Here is a 16,776-nt window from a genome sequence, read left to right as displayed (position 1 = left end):
ATAAATTATGGCTTAATTCGTTATCTAATAAGCGGTCTGAATTGTACGAATTTATTTCCAAGAACACGTCAGATGAGTCCTGTCTGACGCATATTTAACGGGATCGAAATTGTAACATTGTGTATAGTTACAACATTGATCGCTTGATATGTTTCAATTGCGATGAGTGCTTTTGTCATTTAAGGGAAGTAGTTTGCAAGATGCCGGAAATTAAACAGTTATTTGAGAATAATTCAAAATGGTCGGAAGAAATCAAATCTGACCGTCCTGAATATTTCGCTAAGCTCGCCGAAGGCCAAAAGCCTGATTTTCTTTGGATTGGCTGCTCCGATAGTCGAGTACCCGCAGAACGATTAACCGGCCTTTACTCCGGTGAATTATTTGTTCACCGCAATGTTGCAAACCAAGTCATTCACACAGATCTCAATTGCCTTTCCGTTGTTCAATACGCCGTTGATGTACTCAAGGTGAAGCACATTATTGTGTGTGGTCACTACGGTTGCGGCGGTGTTAACGCAGCGATAGATAACCCTCAACTCGGGCTTATCAATAACTGGCTACTGCACATCAGAGATCTTTACTTCAAGCATCGTTCTTACTTAGATCAAATGCCTGTTGAAGATCGTGCCGACAAGCTTGGTGAAATTAACGTTGCAGAACAAGTTTATAACCTAGGCAATTCAACCATCATGCAAAACGCATGGGAGCGCGGGCAAGATGTCGAAATTCATGGTGTCGTATACGGAATTGAAGATGGTCGCCTTGAATATTTAGGTATTCGCTCTAATTCTAAAGAGACCGTTGAAGCATCGTACCAGAAAGCACTGTCGACGATTTTAAACCCTGACAATAAGCTTCTGTGTCGCTAAGCCATAAAATCTGAATAAATAAAAAACGCCCATTTATATGGGCGTTTTTTTGTATTTCGAATAGTGAACTCAATTATTCTTGAGGAACCACTTTACCGATGAATGGTAGGTGACGGTATTTTTGAGCGTAATCGATACCAACACCAACAACGAACTCGTCAGGGATCTCGAAACCAATCCAATCAACTGGCACATTTACTTCACGGCGAGATGGCTTGTCTAGTAGCGTACAAATCGCGATAGATTTAGGTTCACGTAGCGATAGGATTTCGCGAATTTTATTTAGCGTGTTACCTGTATCGATGATGTCTTCAACAAGCAAAACGTCTTTGCCTTTAATGTCATCATCCAAATCTTTCAAGATGCGTACATCGCGTGAGCTTTCCATCGTGTTGCCGTAGCTTGATGCCGTCATAAAATCAACTTGATGAGTCAGTTCAATAGCACGCGCTAGGTCGGCCATAAATACAAAAGAACCACGCAACAAGCCAACCAAAACTAGGTCTTCACTGCCTTGGTAACGCTCTGTAATTTGTTTGCCTAATTCACGAATTCGTTCCTGAACTTCTTGCTCAGAAATCATGACTTCTATTGTATGTTTCATACTGTGCTCAATTTAGTTTGTGGGTTGAGGTAGGTCGCACGCAAACGATCACCTAATCTTACGGCGTGTAGTGTATCACCACGAAGAGTGGGTTGAAAGTCACATCCTTTTGCGGAAAATTCTTGGGAGCGCTGCCAAATTTTCGAAAGTTTACAGCAAAACTTATCAATAATAATGACATTACTGTCTATAAATTATCCATCAGATGTTGACCTTGTGCATATGCACCATTACACTCATCACTGCTTAAAGCAATTATTAAAATAATCAATTAGGGGGTTACCCCCAACAACAACTCAAATGGCAAGGAAAATGGATATGGACTCAATTGCAAAGAGACCTAGAACTAGGCTTTCTCCTCTTAAACGTAAGCAACAACTCATGGAAATCGCGTTAGAAGTATTTGCACGCCGTGGTATTGGCCGTGGTGGTCACGCAGATATTGCTGAAATTGCGCAAGTGTCTGTTGCAACCGTTTTTAACTACTTCCCAACTCGCGAAGATTTGGTTGATGAAGTTCTCAACCATGTTGTCCGTCAGTTCTCGAATTTCCTTTCGGACAATATCGACCTAGACATACACGCTCGTGAAAACATCGCAAACATCACCAATGCGATGATCGAGCTTGTAAGCCAAGATTGTCACTGGCTGAAAGTTTGGTTCGAGTGGAGCGCATCAACTCGTGATGAAGTTTGGCCTCTATTTGTGTCTACCAACCGCACTAACCAATTATTGGTTCAAAACATGTTCATTAAAGCGATTGAACGCGGTGAAGTGTGTGATCAACACGATTCAGAACACTTGGCAAATCTATTCCACGGTATTTGTTACTCGCTGTTCGTACAAGCAAACCGCTTCAAAGGTGAAGCCGAGTTGAAAGAGCTCGTGAGCGCTTACCTAGATATGCTTTGCATCTACAATCGCGAACACTAAAGCTCCGATTTGAATACAAACAAGCCCACCACATGGTGGGCTTTTCTATGTTTGTCCGCTTCGAACATTCAAATACAAAAAAACCGCTGAAGTTCAGCGGTTTTTATTATTCTTTCAGTAAGAGAACTTACTTCTTCTTAACTGCTTTTTTATTTGGAAGGTCAGTGATTGAACCTTCAAATACTTCAGCAGCTAGACCCACAGACTCGTGTAGAGTTGGGTGAGCGTGGATAGTCAGAGCGATATCTTCTGCATCACAGCCCATCTCGATCGCCAGACCGATTTCGCCTAGTAGTTCACCACCGTTAGTACCAACGATAGCACCACCAATTACGCGATGAGTTTCTTTGTCGAAGATCAGCTTAGTCATACCATCTGAACAGTCAGATGCGATTGCACGACCTGATGCAGCCCATGGGAATGTCGCCACTTCGTACTTGATGCCTTCTGCTTTCGCTTCTTTCTCTGTCTTACCAACCCAAGCCACTTCTGGCTCAGTGTACGCGATTGAAGGGATAACTTTAGGGTCAAAGTAGTGCTTCTTACCAGAGATAACTTCAGCCGCTACGTGGCCTTCATGCACACCTTTGTGAGCAAGCATTGGCTGACCAACGATATCACCGATCGCGAAGATGTGAGGAACGTTAGTACGCATTTGCTTATCAACGTTGATGAAGCCGCGCTCGTCGATTTCTAGACCCGCTTTTTCACCGTCGATAAGTTTGCCGTTTGGTACACGACCGATAGCAACTAGAACTGCATCGTAGCGCTCTGCTTCAGCAGGTGCTTTTTTGCCTTCCATTGAAACGTAGATACCGTCTTCTTTCGCTTCAACTGCTGTTACTTTCGTTTCTAGCATTAGCTTGAACTTGTCTTTGATACGCTTGGTGTAAACCTTAACGATATCTTTGTCTGCTGCAGGGATTACCTGGTCAAACATCTCAACGACTTCAACTTTAGAACCTAGAGAGTGGTAAACCGTACCCATTTCTAGACCGATGATACCACCACCCATGATAAGCAGTTTTTCTGGCACTTCTTTCAGTTCAAGAGCGTCAGTAGAGTCCCAAATACGTGGGTCTTCATGCGGGATAAATGGCAGTTTGATTGGACGAGAACCAGCCGCAACGATTGCGTTGTCGAAGTTAACAACGGTTGACTCGCCTTCACCTTCTACAAGGATAGAGTTAGGGCCAGTGAACTTACCGTAACCGTTAACAACTGTTACGTTACGCATCTTAGCCATGCCGCTTAGGCCGCCAGTTAGTTGGTTAACAACTTTTTCTTTCCAGATACGGATCTTGTTGATGTCTGTTTGCGGTTCGCCGAACACAACGCCGTGATCAGCCATCGCTTTCGCTTCTTCAATTACTTTAGAAACGTGTAGAAGTGCTTTAGATGGGATACAACCCACGTTCAGACACACACCACCTAGAGTGCTGTAACGTTCAACAAGTACAGTTTCAAGACCTAAGTCTGCACAACGGAAGGCAGCGGAGTAACCAGCAGGACCAGAACCAAGTACAACAACTTGGGCTTTAATTTCTTTGCTCATTTTGACCTCTTGTAGTCATTATCCCTAACAGGCTGAGTGGGTATCGATTTTTTCTGTTTAAGAGTTATTCGTTTTAAACAATTATTTTCAGACCGCCAACAGTTTACAGAGATGTTAATGGTGTGAAAAGTAAATCAATTTAGCCTGTGAGCTAGACAACAATTCGATTGTGAAAACCCTGTAGAGAATAAGGGAGATAACCAAATTGTCCGGTAATTATTATTAGCAGAGGCGGCTAAATTGCCGCCTCTCATTCATCTAACTTCTATTAAAGAACTAGACGACGAATGTCAGATAGACATGAATTTAGGTAAGTGATGAAGCGCGCACCTTCAGCACCATCGATCACACGGTGGTCGTATGATAGAGACAGTGGAAGTTGTAGACGCGGTTCGAACTCTTTACCGTTCCATACAGGTTTCATTTCTGACTTAGACACACCTAGGATACCAACTTCTGGCGCGTTTACGATTGGAGTAAACGCCGTACCGCCGATACCACCTAGGCTAGAGATAGTGAAACAGCCACCTTGCATGTCAGCAGCAGTTAGCTTGCCTGCACGTGCTTTCTTAGAAACAGCCATTAGCTCTTCAGATAGCTCGTAGATGCCTTTCTTGTTCACGTCTTTAAATACAGGAACAACTAGACCGTTTGGTGTATCTACTGCGATACCGATGTTCACGTATTTCTTCAGAATTAGGCTCTCACCGTCTTCTGATAGAGAAGAGTTGAACGCTGGGAACGCTTCAAGTGCTTTAGCAGCCGCTTTCATGATGAACACAAGTGGAGTGATCTTCATGCCAGTGTCTTTCTTCGCTTCAATCGCGTTTTGCTCTTTACGGAATGCTTCAAGAGCCGTGATGTCTGCGTTATCCCATTGTGTAACGTGCGGGATCATTACCCAGTTACGGTGTAGGTTAGCACCAGAGATCTTCTTAATGCGAGATAGCGGTTGTACTTCTGTCTCACCGAACTTGCTGAAGTCCACTTTTGGCCATGGTAGTAGACCAAGAGCTGCACCGTCGCCTTTGCCAGATGCTGCTGCACCAGATTCAAGACGCTTAAGCGCTTCTTTCACGTAGTTCTGAACGTCTTCTTTCAGGATACGGCTCTTACGACCAGAACCTTTAACCTTAGAAAGGTTTACGCCGAACTCACGAGCTAGACGACGAACAACTGGAGACGCGTGAGCGTACTCATCATTGTCTTGGAAGTCGCCAGCTGCTGGAGCTGCTGCCGCTGGTGCTTCTGCTTTAGGAGCAGGAGCCGCTGCAGGTGCTGCCGCTTGAGCTGGAGCCGCTGCCGGAGCAGGTGCTGCGCCCGCCACTTCGAATACCATGATTAGTGAACCAGTAGACACTTTGTCGCCAGCTGCAATCTTGATTTCTTTAACTGTGCCAGCGAATGGTGCAGGAACTTCCATAGAAGCTTTGTCGCCTTCTACAGTGATCAGAGATTGCTCTTCTTCCACTGTGTCGCCAACTGCAACCATGATTTCAGTCACTTCTACTTCGTCGCCACCGATATCTGGAACGTTAACTTCTTTTGCCGCAGACGCTGCTGGAGCTGCTGCCGCTGGAGCTTCAACTGCCGCAGGAGCTGCTGGAGCACCTGAACCTGCAGTTTCGAATACCATGATTAGAGAGCCAGTCGATACTTTATCGCCTGCTGCTACTTTGATCTCTTTAAGCGTACCTGCGAATGGTGCAGGAACTTCCATAGAAGCTTTGTCGCCTTCTACAGTGATAAGAGATTGCTCTTCTTCGATGCTGTCGCCGATTGCTACCATGATTTCAGTAACTTCAACTTCGTCACCACCGATGTCTGGTACGTGAACTTCTTTCAGTTCTGCCGCTGCTGCTGGAGCTGGAGCCGCTGCTGGAGCCGCTTCTGCCGCAGGAGCAGGTGCAGCGTCAGCTGCACCCTCGGCTTCGAAAATCATGATTAGAGAACCAGTAGAAACCTTGTCGCCTTCTGCAACTTTGATTTCTTTAACGATACCCGCTTGAGAAGCAGGAACTTCCATAGAAGCTTTATCGCCTTCAACAGTGATCAGAGACTGTTCTTCTTCAACCTTGTCGCCAACGCTTACAAGAATCTCAGTAACTTCAACCTCATCCGCACCGATGTCTGGTACATTAATTTCGATTGCCATTTCTTATCTACCTTCTTAATTAAGCGTATAGCGGGTTAGTTTTCTCAGTGTCGATGTCGAATTTCTTAATTGCTTCAGCAATTACAGATTTCTCAACTTCGCCACGTTTCGCTAGTTCAGTTAGTGCTGCTACTACTACGTAACCTGCGTTCACTTCGAAGTGACGACGTAGGTTTTCACGGCTGTCTGAACGACCGAAGCCATCAGTACCAAGAACTTTGAAAGACTCAGCAGGAATGAATGCACGAACCTGCTCTGCGTAGTTCTTCATGTAGTCAGTTGCTGCGATAGCTGGCTCAGTACCCATTACTGTTTGGATGTAAGGTACTTTCGCTTCCGCTTCTGGGTGAAGCATGTTGAAACGCTCTGCATCTTGACCGTCGCGAGTCAGTTCGTTGAATGACGTTACAGAGTAAACATCAGAAGCAACACCGTACTCTTCGCTTAGGATTTGAGCTGCTTTACGTACTTCATTCATGATAGTACCTGAGCTCATTAGCTGAACTTTCGCTTTATCGCCCGTGTAAGTTTCTAGCTTGTAGATACCTTTACGGATGCCTTCTTCAGCGCCTTCTGGCATTGCTGGCATTGCGTAGTTTTCGTTCATTAGCGTTAGGTAGTAGAACACGTTCTCTTGATCAGGGCCGTACATGCGACGGATACCGTCTTGCATGATTACTGCTACTTCGTACGCGAATGTTGGGTCGTAAGAGATACAGTTAGGAACCGTACCCGCCATGATGTGCGAGTGACCGTCTTCGTGCTGTAGACCTTCGCCGTTCAGCGTTGTACGACCAGCGGTTGCACCTAGTAGGAAACCACGTGCTTGTTGGTCGCCCGCCATCCACGCCATGTCGCCAACACGTTGGAAGCCGAACATTGAGTAGTAGATGTAGAACGGGATCATTGGTAGGTCGTTTGTCGAGTATGAAGTCGCAGCAGCAACCCATGAAGACATAGCACCTAGCTCGTTGATACCTTCTTGTAGAACCTGACCTGACGTTGCTTCTTTGTAGTAAGATACGATGTCGCGGTCTTGTGGTGTGTAGTTCTGGCCGTGCGGGTTGTAAATACCGATTTGACGGAACAGACCTTCCATACCGAATGTACGCGCTTCGTCAGCAATGATAGGAACGATGTTCTTACCAATGTTCTTGTTCTTAAGTAGAACGTTAAGTGCACGTACGAATGCCATAGTAGAAGAGATATCACGCTTCTGTTCTTCTAGTAGTGGCTTGAATTCTTCTAGCTCAGGAACGATGAGTTCTTGAGTGAAGTTTGGTAGACGCTGTGGCGTGTAGCCGTGTAGCGCTTTACGACGAGCGTGTAGGTATTCGTACTCTTTTGAACCTTCTTCAAGTTTCAGGTACGGAAGTTCTTTCACAGCTTCGTCAGTTAGGATGTCTTGTAGACCTAGACGATCACGTAGGTGTAGTACGTGAGTCATATCCATCTTCTTAACTTGGTGCGCGATGTTCTTACCTTCAGCCGCTTCACCCATGCCGTAACCTTTAACAGTCTTAGCTAGGATAACCGTTGGACGGCCTTTAGTTTCTGCCGCGTTTTTGTAAGCAGCGTAAAGCTTAGAAGACTCGTGACCACCACGCTTAAGTGCGAAGATTTCGTCATCAGTCATGTCAGCAACTAGTGCAGCAGTTTCTGGGTACTTACCGAAGAAGTGCTCACGCACGTATGCGCCATCTTTCGCTTTGAACGTTTGGTAATCGCCATCGATTGTTTCGTTCATAAGCTGTAGAAGCTTACCAGTGGTGTCTTTAGCTAGTAGAGAATCCCAGTTGTTACCCCAGATCACTTTCACTACGTTCCAGCCAGCACCTTTGAACAGACCTTCAAGTTCTTGAATGATCTTACCGTTACCCATTACAGGGCCGTCTAGACGCTGTAGGTTACAGTTGATTAGGAAACATAGGTTGTCTAGCTTCTCACGCGCAGCGAAAGAGATAGCACCACGTGATTCAGGCTCATCCATCTCACCGTCACCTAGGAACGCGTAAACGCGCTGCTCAGAAGTATCTTTCATGCCGCGGCCTTCAAGGTACTTAAGGAAACGAGCTTGGTAGATCGCAGAGATCGGACCTAGACCCATAGATACGGTTGGGAACTGCCAGAATTCAGGCATTAGTTTAGGGTGCGGGTATGATGGGATACCTTTACCATCCACTTCTTGACGGAAGTTGTCTAGCTGCTCTTCAGTTAGACGACCTTCAACGAACGCACGAGCGTAGATACCCGGTGAGATGTGACCTTGGTAGTAAACTAGGTCACCACCGTCCTTCTCGTTTGGCGCACGGAAGAAGTGGTTGAAACATGTTTCGTAGAATGCAGCAGAAGACTGGAAAGACGCCATGTGGCCGCCTAATTCTAGGTCTTTCTTAGATGCGCGAAGAACGATCATGATTGCGTTCCAGCGAATGATGGAACGAATACGGCGCTCAAGCGTTGTGTCACCAGGGTAAGCTGGCTCTTGGTCTGCAGGAATCGTGTTGATGTAGTTAGTTGTGATACCTGTTGGCATATCAACACCGTCTAGACGTGCTTTGTCTAGAACCTGCTCTAGTAGGTACTGAGCGCGTTCTACACCTTCTTCACGTACAACTGACTCAAGTGCTTGTAGCCATTCTTGAGTTTCCAGTGCATCTACGTCATGCTTCATATCAGACATGGCGATCTATCCTTCTGTTGGTTGGATCTACTTATTTAAGTAACACTCTTACGAGTTGTTACCCTGCTGAATTCGACGCAGAGAACGCTCTCGTCGAGACTCTTCTCGAGTCAAATCCAACAATGTTTCTTCGATGTAAGCCAAGTGCGAATGAGACATCTCACGAGCCTTTTCAGGCTGACCAGAAACAATCGCATCCACAATGTTAGCTCGGTGTTTACTCACTTTCTCGACCGCCTCTGGGCGGCGACGTAGTAATTTAAAATTCTGTAGAATGTTTTGCTCAAGTAGAGGAGCTAAGCTACGCACAATGTGCAGTAACACGACATTATGAGCCGCTTCTGTTATGGCAATTAAAAACTGCATAACTTCCGCTGATTCCGCTTCGATATCGTTGTTTGCTTGCTCTTTACTAATGCGCTCAAGGCAGCCTTGAATGCGTGCAAAATCTTCTTCGGTACCACGCAAAGCTGCAAAATACGCCGAAATCCCTTCCATTGCATGACGTGACTCAAGCAAATCAAGTTGGGTTTCAGAGTGGCTAGACAACAAATTCAGCAAAGGATCGGAAAAGCTTTTCCAGATGTTTTCGCTAACGAAAGTACCGCCACCTTGGCGACGAGTTAACAAACGTTTCGCTTCTAAGCGTTGGATGGCTTCACGGACTGAAGGACGAGACACATCGAACTGTTTCGCCAGTTCGCGCTCAGGTGGCAATTGTTGCCCCGGAGACAATGTTCCTTCCACAATCAACCTTTCTAACTCTTGTTCAATAACATCAGAGAGCTTTGGCTGACGAATCCTTTGATAAGCCATAATTTATTGTTCTTCTACTCTTGCAGGTAATTGGTAATACCAATTTTAAGTTGGTGCAGAAATTAACATAATTAAAACGCAACTGTCCAGCCAAAAATTGACCTAAATCATAGAACGGACTTGCAACCAACAGTCTGATAACAATTGACTATTAAAACGGCAAAAAAATTGGTCTGACCAATTACATTAACAAAACAAATGGGAATTCGACGTGCTAGCGGTTTTGGAAAAGAAATACAAAAAATGACAAAATGATCAGTCTATTTATTCACCAAAACGAACTCATTAGTCGTAAAAATGTAGTTAATTTTTAACAACCATTAATATTTCTCGTATCAAAAAAAGGCATACCTGATCGTATGCCTTATTTATTTCCGTTTTTTGAATTTACAGTTTTGCTACAAATCAACGTTGAACCAGCTGCCTATATTTAACCCAATCAAAGCTTAGACCAGGATCACTTTTTCTCAAGGGAGCAATGTATTGATGGCCGGTAATTCGTGGCAAGGTGATTTGAGGATATTGATGCATGATGGCTTGAGTTAATCGAGCAAGTGATTGATATTGCTCTTCTGTATACGCCACAAATTCTGTTCCCTCTAGCTCAATGCCAATAGAGTAATCATTGCAACGGTCTCTCCCGGCAAAGCTTGATTGCCCCGCATGCCATGCTCTATCAAGAAATGAAACGAACTGGACAATCTCACCGTCGCGCTTAATTAAACAATGCGCTGAAACGCCCATTTTGTGAATTACCTCAAAAAATGGGTGCGCGTTAGGATCAAGATTGCCGCTGAAAAAATCTTCAATATACGGCCCACCAAACTGACCAGGTGGCAAACTGATGTTATGAACAACTAATAGAGAGATATCGTGTTCGCTGTTGCGTGCATCAAAAAATGGTGATGGAACATGCTTTGCGTGAGTCAACCATCCATTATCGATAATTGGGGACATATCAACCTCTATAGTTTGCAAATTAACTGCTGAAATTATTGACACCGGAGAGTATCATTCGATGCCATCTCCCTTTCAAGACTAGATTTGCGATGAAGAACACACACAACAGCCAAGAACGCCTAGAATACCTCAAGCAACAACTTCCTTTAGAAATCACCCGCTCTGTCGCCGATACCTTAAAAGAAGATCTAGGTGGCACGTTGGATGCGTCACAAGATATCACTGCATCTCTTATTCCTGCTGATGCAATGAATACCGCAACCATCATCACTCGTGAACACGGTGTGTTTTGTGGTCAAGCTTGGGCAGATGAAGTATTTAAACAGCTTGGCGGCAAAGTCACTATCGAATGGCATGTAAAAGATGGTGATAAAGTCGAGCCAAACCAAACACTTTGCACGCTGACTGGCCCAGCTCGTGACCTATTAACGGGCGAGCGCAACGCAATGAACTTTATTCAAACCCTTTCTGGCTGTGCAACAACAACCGCTGAGTATGCAGCAAAAATCGCGCATACCGATTGTCGTTTGTTAGACACTCGCAAAACCATTCCAGGTCTTCGAAGTGCGCTGAAGTACGCCGTTGCTTGTGGTGGCGGTTTTAACCATCGTATCGGAGTGTTCGACGCTTACCTCATCAAAGAAAACCACATCATCGCGTGTGGCGGAATTACTCAAGCAATCACCACAGCAAAAGAGCTCAATCCTGGCAAACCAGTAGAAGTAGAAACAGAAAGCCTGGCTGAGCTACAAGAAGCGATCGACGCAGGTGCCGACATCATCATGCTAGATAACTTCACCAAAGAAATGATGCGTGAAGCCGTAGAGATTAACGCAGGCCGTGCCGCTTTAGAAAACTCAGGCAACATCACTCTAGATACTATCGCTGAATACGCAGAAACCGGAGTCGATTACATTTCGGTAGGCGCACTAACTAAGCATCTAAAAGCGATGGATCTTTCGATGCGCTTCAAATAACACAAGCAACAAAATTTAAATTACTTCAACTAACTCAGTAAGTTGTGAGTAATTCATCATTAAAAAGGGCCACTAGGCCCTTTCTTTTTATCCACTAAAAAAATAGCACTACTCGCAAAACTCTGCATACGATATGCAACTTTCCACCAAAGAGTTTTACCTCACTCGAGACCCCATCTCTTCCCCATTTTCAACCTTTATGAAGTCTCCATAATCCTTCGCTAATGCAAGGGCATTATTTATTTCATTAAGAAGGAAAGAAAATGAAACACAGTAAACAGAAAAAACAACAAGGTTTTACCTTGATTGAATTGATGATTGTCGTGGCGATTATCGGGGTATTATCTGCTTTTGCTATCCCAGCATACTCAGACTACACACAACGTACGCGAGTAGCCGGAGCCGCGGCTGGTATTAGCGGTTTCAAAACAGCAGTTGCAATGTGCGCACAGGATCTTGGCCAGCTTACAGGCTGCGACCAAGCTACTAATGATATTCCAGCAACAATCGCTACTGGTAATGACGGCGCGACTATTTCATATGTAGATGCGGTTACCGTCGCTGACGGCGTTATTACAATGGTAACTACAGGTGTTGATGATGCAGGTACTTTACTAGAACTTGAGTTTACTCCAACTATTGGCAACGGTGTCGTTCAGTGGGATATTGCCGGTACAGGATGTAGCGACACTACTCCTGGCCGCGGCATTGACTGTTCAGGTAACTAATGTCTAATCATCTATCAACCGTTCTTCGCCAATCAGGCTTGCTTAGCTTAGCCCAGGAAGAATCGTTAATAGAACAAATCAACGCTTCTGGCATCTCGATGCCGGAGGCTTTACTCAGTTCTGGATTCTTCACGTCAAGCGAACTGGCAGAGCACTTAAGTTCTATTTTTGGCTTAAGTCAGCCCGAGTTATCTCAATATGAATATGCTTCGCTTTGCCAACAGCTCGGCCTACGTGAATTAATCACACGACATAATGCACTCCCGCTCCGCCGTACTCCTTCAACGTTATTGTTAGCGGTTGCCGACCCCACGAATCAACAAGCTGAAGATGATTTCCGCTTTGCCACTGGTTTACAGGTTGAATTGGTGTTGGCGGATTTTCGTCAACTCAGCGCGGCAATTCGTCGCTTGTACGGGCGTGCCATCGGTCAGGAACGCTCCCAACTCAAAGAGATCAACCAAGAAGAGCTAGCGAGTCTGGTGGATGTCGGTGCAGATGAAATCGACAATATCGAAGACTTGAGCCAAGACGAGTCGCCCGTTAGCCGCTACATCAACCAAATTCTGTTGGACGCGGTGCGTAAAGGCGCATCCGATATCCACTTTGAGCCTTATGAAAAGATGTACCGAGTTCGTCTACGTTGCGATGGCATTTTGATCGAAACTCAGCAACCGCCAAATCACTTGAGTCGTCGCTTATCAGCTCGTATCAAAATTCTCTCTAAACTTGATATTGCAGAGCGACGTTTACCACAAGATGGGCGAATTAAACTCAAACTGAATCAAGACACCGCGATTGATATGCGGGTATCCACTCTACCTACCTTGTTTGGAGAGAAGATCGTACTACGACTGCTCGATAGCAGCTCTGCATCACTGGATATCGACAAGCTTGGTTATAGTGAGCAACAAAAACAGCTGTATTTAGAGGCTCTGCGTCGTCCACAAGGTATGATTCTGATGACAGGTCCAACAGGAAGCGGCAAAACCGTTTCGTTGTACACTGGGCTAAATATTCTCAATAAACCAGAGATCAACATCTCCACAGCGGAAGACCCAGTAGAAATTAACTTATCGGGCATTAACCAAGTTCAAGTCCAACCTAAGATTGGTTTTGGCTTTGCAGAAGCACTACGTTCTTTTCTGCGTCAAGATCCCGATGTGGTCATGGTGGGTGAAATTCGAGACCTAGATACTGCGGAAATCGCCATCAAGGCTTCCCAAACCGGTCACTTAGTGCTCTCTACTTTGCATACCAACTCTGCGGCTGAAACCATCATTCGTTTATCAAACATGGGCGTAGAAAGTTTTAACCTCGCCTCTTCTCTTAGTTTGATTATTGCCCAACGCCTAGCTCGCAAACTTTGTCCATATTGTAAACAACCGCAAGAGCATACCGTTCAACTTCAGCACCTCGGCATTCAAACAACTGACAACATTTTTAGAGCCAATCCAGATGGTTGCAACGAATGCACCCATGGTTATTCTGGCCGAACAGGTATCTATGAAGTCATGCGCTTTGATGAATCTCTATCCGAAGCTCTTATTAAAGGAGCCTCGGTACATGAACTGGAAAAGCTTGCCATTGCGAACGGCATGAGCACCTTGCAAATGTCCGGAATAGAAAAACTCAAACAAGGCATCACAAGCTTTAGTGAGTTACAACGCGTGCTCTATTTCTAATCCTTTAATCAGCAGTTACCCCTATGAAAACTACGACACCACAATTAAAGAACTTCCGTTGGAAAGGCGTCAACAGCTCAGGAAAAAAGACCTCTGGTCAAACTCTGGCAATGAGCGAAATCGAAGTACGAGAGCGCTTAGATGCCCAGCACATCAAAATCAAAAAGCTAAAGAAAAGCAGCATCTCTTTTTTGACCAAACTTAGCCATCGCGTAAAAGGAAAAGACATCACGGTTTTCACTCGTCAAATCTCAACGATGCTAGTAACCGGTGTGCCGCTAGTACAAGCATTGAAATTGGTCTCTGATAACCACAAAAAGGCGGAAATGAAATCCATTTTGATGAGTGTAACTCGGGCTGTTGAAGCGGGTACGCCGATGTCCAAAGCGATGCGTACCGCCAGTAACCATTTTGACCCGCTGTATACCGACCTGATTGCGACAGGAGAACAATCGGGCAACTTAGCCGAAGTGTTCGAACGCTTAGCCACCTACAGGGAAAAAAATGAGCAGCTTAGAGCCAAAGTGATCAAGGCTCTAATATATCCAGCCATGGTTATTCTAGTTGCACTGGGAGTATCGTTTATCATGCTAACCAAGGTCATTCCCGAGTTTGAAAAAATGTTTGTTGGCTTTGGTGCTGAACTGCCATGGTTTACAAGGCAAGTCTTAGATCTTTCCGCTTGGACACAAAACTGGAGCCCATTTATCGCACTTGGTTCCATCAGTTTATTTATCTCCGCGAGAGTACTCTCTAAACGTTCAGATTCTTTTCGTTTAATGCTCAACCGATCTGTACTTAAGTTTCCAGTCCTTGGGGCAGTTTTATCGAAAGCCGCTATCGCAAAATTTAGTCGAACCCTCGCTACGAGCTTTACGGCGGGCATTCCGATTTTAACCAGTTTAAAAACCACCTCGAAAACGTCCGGAAATATGCATTATCAATTGGCTATCGAAGAGGTTTATCGCGATACCGCAGCAGGAATGCCGATGTATGTTGCAATGCGCAATTGCAACGTGTTCCCTGAGTTGGTGCTGCAAATGGTTATGATCGGCGAAGAATCCGGCCGACTTGACGATATGCTCAATAAAGTCGCCACAATTTACGAGTTTGAAGTGGACAACACCGTAGATAACCTCAGTAAAATCTTAGAACCATTAATTATCGTTTTTTTAGGTATCGTTGTCGGTGGCTTGGTCACAGCAATGTACTTGCCAATCTTTAACTTAATGAGTGTATTGGGCTAGAATGAGCCGTTAATCCCTTCAAAACAGCATGTTGCTGATTTGACTTATCGCTCAAGAGACAAATATGGAAGTGTTCCAGTACTACCCTTGGCTATTCGTTGTGTTTGCCAGTATCTTCGGTTTAATTGTGGGTAGTTTTCTTAATGTGGTCATTTATCGGCTACCTAAAATCATGGAATTAGAATGGCGCCGTGAATGCGCCGAATCATTCCCTGAATATAAGATTAAGCCACCTAAAGAAGTTTTGACATTGAGCGTGCCTCGCTCTTCGTGCCAAAACTGCGCAACGCCAATTCGTATTCGAGACAATATTCCAGTAATCAGCTGGCTATTGTTAAAAGGAAAATGCCATCATTGTCATACCACAATTAGTCCTCGCTATCCGCTGATAGAATTACTCACTGCAGCGTGCGCTGGTTTTGTGGCTTATCATTTCGGCTTTAGCTACTTTACGGTTGCGTTAATCTTTTTCACATTTGTCTTAATAGCCGCGACTTTTATCGATCTCGATACTATGCTGCTACCGGACCAATTAACATTACCATTAACTTGGGCTGGCATTGCGTTAGCATTAACAGAAATAAGCCCTGTTAGTCTACAAGACGCCGTAATTGGTGCGATTGCCGGTTATTTGTGTCTTTGGTCAGTATATTGGGGTTTCAAACTGCTTACTGGTAAAGAAGGGATGGGTTACGGTGATTTTAAATTGCTGGCTGCCCTTGGCGCTTGGCTAGGATGGCAATCATTACCAATGATCATCCTACTTTCTTCCGTCGTCGGTGTGATATTCGGGCTCGTTCAGTTACGACTACAAAAACAAGGTATAGAGAGAGCTTTCCCTTTCGGCCCATATTTAGCGATTGCAGGATGGGTAAGCTTAATCTGGGGCGACCAAATTCTAAGTTGGTACTTCACGTCAATTTTAGGGGTGTAAATGGCTTTGGTAATAGGCTTAACGGGTGGTATCGCCAGCGGTAAAACTACCGTAGCGAATCTGTTCAAGCAGCAGTTTAAAATTGATATTGTCGATGCAGATATTGTCGCACGAGAAGTCGTCGAACCTGGAACTCCCGGGTTAAATGCAATCATTCAACATTTTGGTCAAGACATTACGCATGACGACAACACCTTAGATCGTGCCAAGTTACGCGAAAAAATCTTTTCTAATCCAGAAGAAAAAGCTTGGCTCAATGCATTGTTACATCCGATCATTCGAGAAAAAATGATAGAAGACCTTCAACAGGTCACGTCGGATTATGCGTTATTGGTCGTGCCATTACTCGTTGAAAACAACCTCGATAGTTTGTGCGATCGTGTCCTCGTTGTAGATGTAGAACCTGAAACTCAAATTTCTCGCACCGTTAAACGCGACAACGTAAGTGAAGAGCAAGCACATGCGATTCTCGCCTCTCAAGCTTCGAGACAGCAGAGACTCGATATCGCTGACGATGTGGTTAAAAACAATCCAAATGACCCAGATCTTTTGCTTCAAATCACAGATTTGCACGAAAAGTACCTAGCCATGTGTAAGAAAAATCTGCGAAAATAGGAATGAAACTCACCA

The 16,776-nt window shown here is 44.8% G+C and carries 14 protein-coding genes; 8 read left to right on the top strand and 6 right to left on the bottom strand.

Features of this window, described 5'->3' with window-relative positions; all coding sequences use genetic code 11:
• Window positions 1-200 precede the first annotated feature (200 nt).
• Window positions 201-869, top strand: a complete 669-nt coding sequence (gene can / locus ACF8CV_RS18075) for a carbonate dehydratase (protein WP_005462578.1) — start codon at window positions 201-203, stop codon at window positions 867-869.
• 73 nt (window positions 870-942) lie between these two features.
• Here the strand turns inward: can and hpt are convergent, their stop codons facing one another.
• Window positions 943-1,473, bottom strand: coding sequence for a hypoxanthine phosphoribosyltransferase (hpt, locus tag ACF8CV_RS18070; RefSeq protein WP_005479701.1), 531 nt, complete (start codon window positions 1,471-1,473; stop codon window positions 943-945).
• A gap of 318 nt (window positions 1,474-1,791) precedes the next feature.
• Here hpt and opaR point away from each other — a divergent pair, with 318 nt between their 5' ends.
• Window positions 1,792-2,406, top strand: a complete 615-nt coding sequence (gene opaR / locus ACF8CV_RS18065) for a transcriptional regulator OpaR (protein WP_005479697.1) — start codon at window positions 1,792-1,794, stop codon at window positions 2,404-2,406.
• A gap of 127 nt (window positions 2,407-2,533) precedes the next feature.
• Here opaR and lpdA read toward each other — a convergent pair whose 3' ends face one another.
• The 5 genes from lpdA to ampD form a co-directional block, all read right to left on the bottom strand.
• Window positions 2,534-3,961: a dihydrolipoyl dehydrogenase gene (gene lpdA, locus ACF8CV_RS18060; RefSeq protein ID WP_005479684.1), complete on the bottom strand. Its 1,428-nt coding sequence runs from the start codon at window positions 3,959-3,961 to the stop codon at window positions 2,534-2,536.
• A gap of 268 nt (window positions 3,962-4,229) precedes the next feature.
• Window positions 4,230-6,116 (bottom strand): pyruvate dehydrogenase complex dihydrolipoyllysine-residue acetyltransferase, encoded by a 1,887-nt coding sequence (gene aceF, locus ACF8CV_RS18055; protein WP_031847487.1) that lies wholly within the window; start codon window positions 6,114-6,116, stop codon window positions 4,230-4,232.
• Window positions 6,117-6,135: 19 nt separating this feature from the next.
• A complete protein-coding gene (gene aceE, locus ACF8CV_RS18050) occupies window positions 6,136-8,799 on the bottom strand; it encodes a pyruvate dehydrogenase (acetyl-transferring), homodimeric type (RefSeq protein WP_005462566.1) in 2,664 nt (887 codons plus the stop codon).
• A 48-nt stretch (window positions 8,800-8,847) separates the two neighbouring features.
• The gene (pdhR, locus tag ACF8CV_RS18045) at window positions 8,848-9,615 is read right to left on the bottom strand and encodes a pyruvate dehydrogenase complex transcriptional repressor PdhR (RefSeq protein ID WP_005462576.1); all 768 of its coding nucleotides are present in this window, start codon (window positions 9,613-9,615) and stop codon (window positions 8,848-8,850) included.
• A gap of 405 nt (window positions 9,616-10,020) precedes the next feature.
• Window positions 10,021-10,572: a 1,6-anhydro-N-acetylmuramyl-L-alanine amidase AmpD gene (ampD, locus tag ACF8CV_RS18040; RefSeq protein ID WP_005462574.1), complete on the bottom strand. Its 552-nt coding sequence runs from the start codon at window positions 10,570-10,572 to the stop codon at window positions 10,021-10,023.
• 92 nt (window positions 10,573-10,664) lie between these two features.
• Between ampD and nadC the strand changes: the two genes are divergently transcribed.
• The 6 genes from nadC (at window position 10,665) to coaE (ending at window position 16,761) form a co-directional block, all read left to right on the top strand.
• On the top strand, window positions 10,665-11,552 hold the full coding sequence (gene nadC / locus ACF8CV_RS18035; protein ID WP_015297249.1) for a carboxylating nicotinate-nucleotide diphosphorylase: 888 nt from the start codon (window positions 10,665-10,667) through the stop codon (window positions 11,550-11,552).
• 263 nt (window positions 11,553-11,815) lie between these two features.
• Window positions 11,816-12,280 carry a prepilin-type N-terminal cleavage/methylation domain-containing protein gene (locus ACF8CV_RS18030; RefSeq protein WP_021450016.1) on the top strand — a complete coding sequence of 155 codons (465 nt, stop codon included), beginning with the start codon at window positions 11,816-11,818 and terminating at the stop codon, window positions 12,278-12,280.
• Window positions 12,280-13,965 (top strand): type IV-A pilus assembly ATPase PilB, encoded by a 1,686-nt coding sequence (gene pilB, locus ACF8CV_RS18025; RefSeq protein WP_021450017.1) that lies wholly within the window; start codon window positions 12,280-12,282, stop codon window positions 13,963-13,965. Before ACF8CV_RS18030 ends, pilB begins: the two co-directional genes overlap by 1 nt.
• A gap of 23 nt (window positions 13,966-13,988) precedes the next feature.
• Window positions 13,989-15,212: a type II secretion system F family protein gene (locus ACF8CV_RS18020; protein ID WP_005462561.1), complete on the top strand. Its 1,224-nt coding sequence runs from the start codon at window positions 13,989-13,991 to the stop codon at window positions 15,210-15,212.
• 64 nt (window positions 15,213-15,276) lie between these two features.
• Window positions 15,277-16,146: an A24 family peptidase gene (locus ACF8CV_RS18015; protein ID WP_138938307.1), complete on the top strand. Its 870-nt coding sequence runs from the start codon at window positions 15,277-15,279 to the stop codon at window positions 16,144-16,146.
• Window positions 16,147-16,761, top strand: coding sequence for a dephospho-CoA kinase (gene coaE, locus ACF8CV_RS18010; RefSeq protein ID WP_005480887.1), 615 nt, complete (start codon window positions 16,147-16,149; stop codon window positions 16,759-16,761).
• Window positions 16,762-16,776 lie beyond the last annotated feature (15 nt).

The sequence above is a fragment of the Vibrio sp. zbq_1 genome (assembly GCF_043102935.1).
In the GTDB taxonomy this organism is placed as follows: Bacteria; Pseudomonadota; Gammaproteobacteria; order Enterobacterales; family Vibrionaceae; genus Vibrio; species Vibrio parahaemolyticus.
This window is presented reverse-complemented; position numbering and strand designations above follow the sequence as displayed.

What these genes read in the sequence shown, in the direction of transcription:
- lpdA (WP_005479684.1), bottom strand. Translation starts at nt 3,961, where the DNA reads ATGAGCAAAGAAATTAAAGCCCAAGTTGTTGTACTTGGTTCTGGTCCT.
- ampD (WP_005462574.1), bottom strand. Translation starts at nt 10,572, where the DNA reads ATGTCCCCAATTATCGATAATGGATGGTTGACTCACGCAAAGCATGTT.
- aceF (WP_031847487.1), bottom strand. Translation starts at nt 6,116, where the DNA reads ATGGCAATCGAAATTAATGTACCAGACATCGGTGCGGATGAGGTTGAA.
- coaE (WP_005480887.1), top strand. Translation starts at nt 16,147, where the DNA reads ATGGCTTTGGTAATAGGCTTAACGGGTGGTATCGCCAGCGGTAAAACT.
- ACF8CV_RS18030 (WP_021450016.1), top strand. Translation starts at nt 11,816, where the DNA reads ATGAAACACAGTAAACAGAAAAAACAACAAGGTTTTACCTTGATTGAA.
- hpt (WP_005479701.1), bottom strand. Translation starts at nt 1,473, where the DNA reads ATGAAACATACAATAGAAGTCATGATTTCTGAGCAAGAAGTTCAGGAA.
- opaR (WP_005479697.1), top strand. Translation starts at nt 1,792, where the DNA reads ATGGACTCAATTGCAAAGAGACCTAGAACTAGGCTTTCTCCTCTTAAA.
- pilB (WP_021450017.1), top strand. Translation starts at nt 12,280, where the DNA reads ATGTCTAATCATCTATCAACCGTTCTTCGCCAATCAGGCTTGCTTAGC.
- ACF8CV_RS18015 (WP_138938307.1), top strand. Translation starts at nt 15,277, where the DNA reads ATGGAAGTGTTCCAGTACTACCCTTGGCTATTCGTTGTGTTTGCCAGT.
- ACF8CV_RS18020 (WP_005462561.1), top strand. Translation starts at nt 13,989, where the DNA reads ATGAAAACTACGACACCACAATTAAAGAACTTCCGTTGGAAAGGCGTC.
- nadC (WP_015297249.1), top strand. Translation starts at nt 10,665, where the DNA reads ATGAAGAACACACACAACAGCCAAGAACGCCTAGAATACCTCAAGCAA.
- aceE (WP_005462566.1), bottom strand. Translation starts at nt 8,799, where the DNA reads ATGTCTGATATGAAGCATGACGTAGATGCACTGGAAACTCAAGAATGG.
- can (WP_005462578.1), top strand. Translation starts at nt 201, where the DNA reads ATGCCGGAAATTAAACAGTTATTTGAGAATAATTCAAAATGGTCGGAA.
- pdhR (WP_005462576.1), bottom strand. Translation starts at nt 9,615, where the DNA reads ATGGCTTATCAAAGGATTCGTCAGCCAAAGCTCTCTGATGTTATTGAA.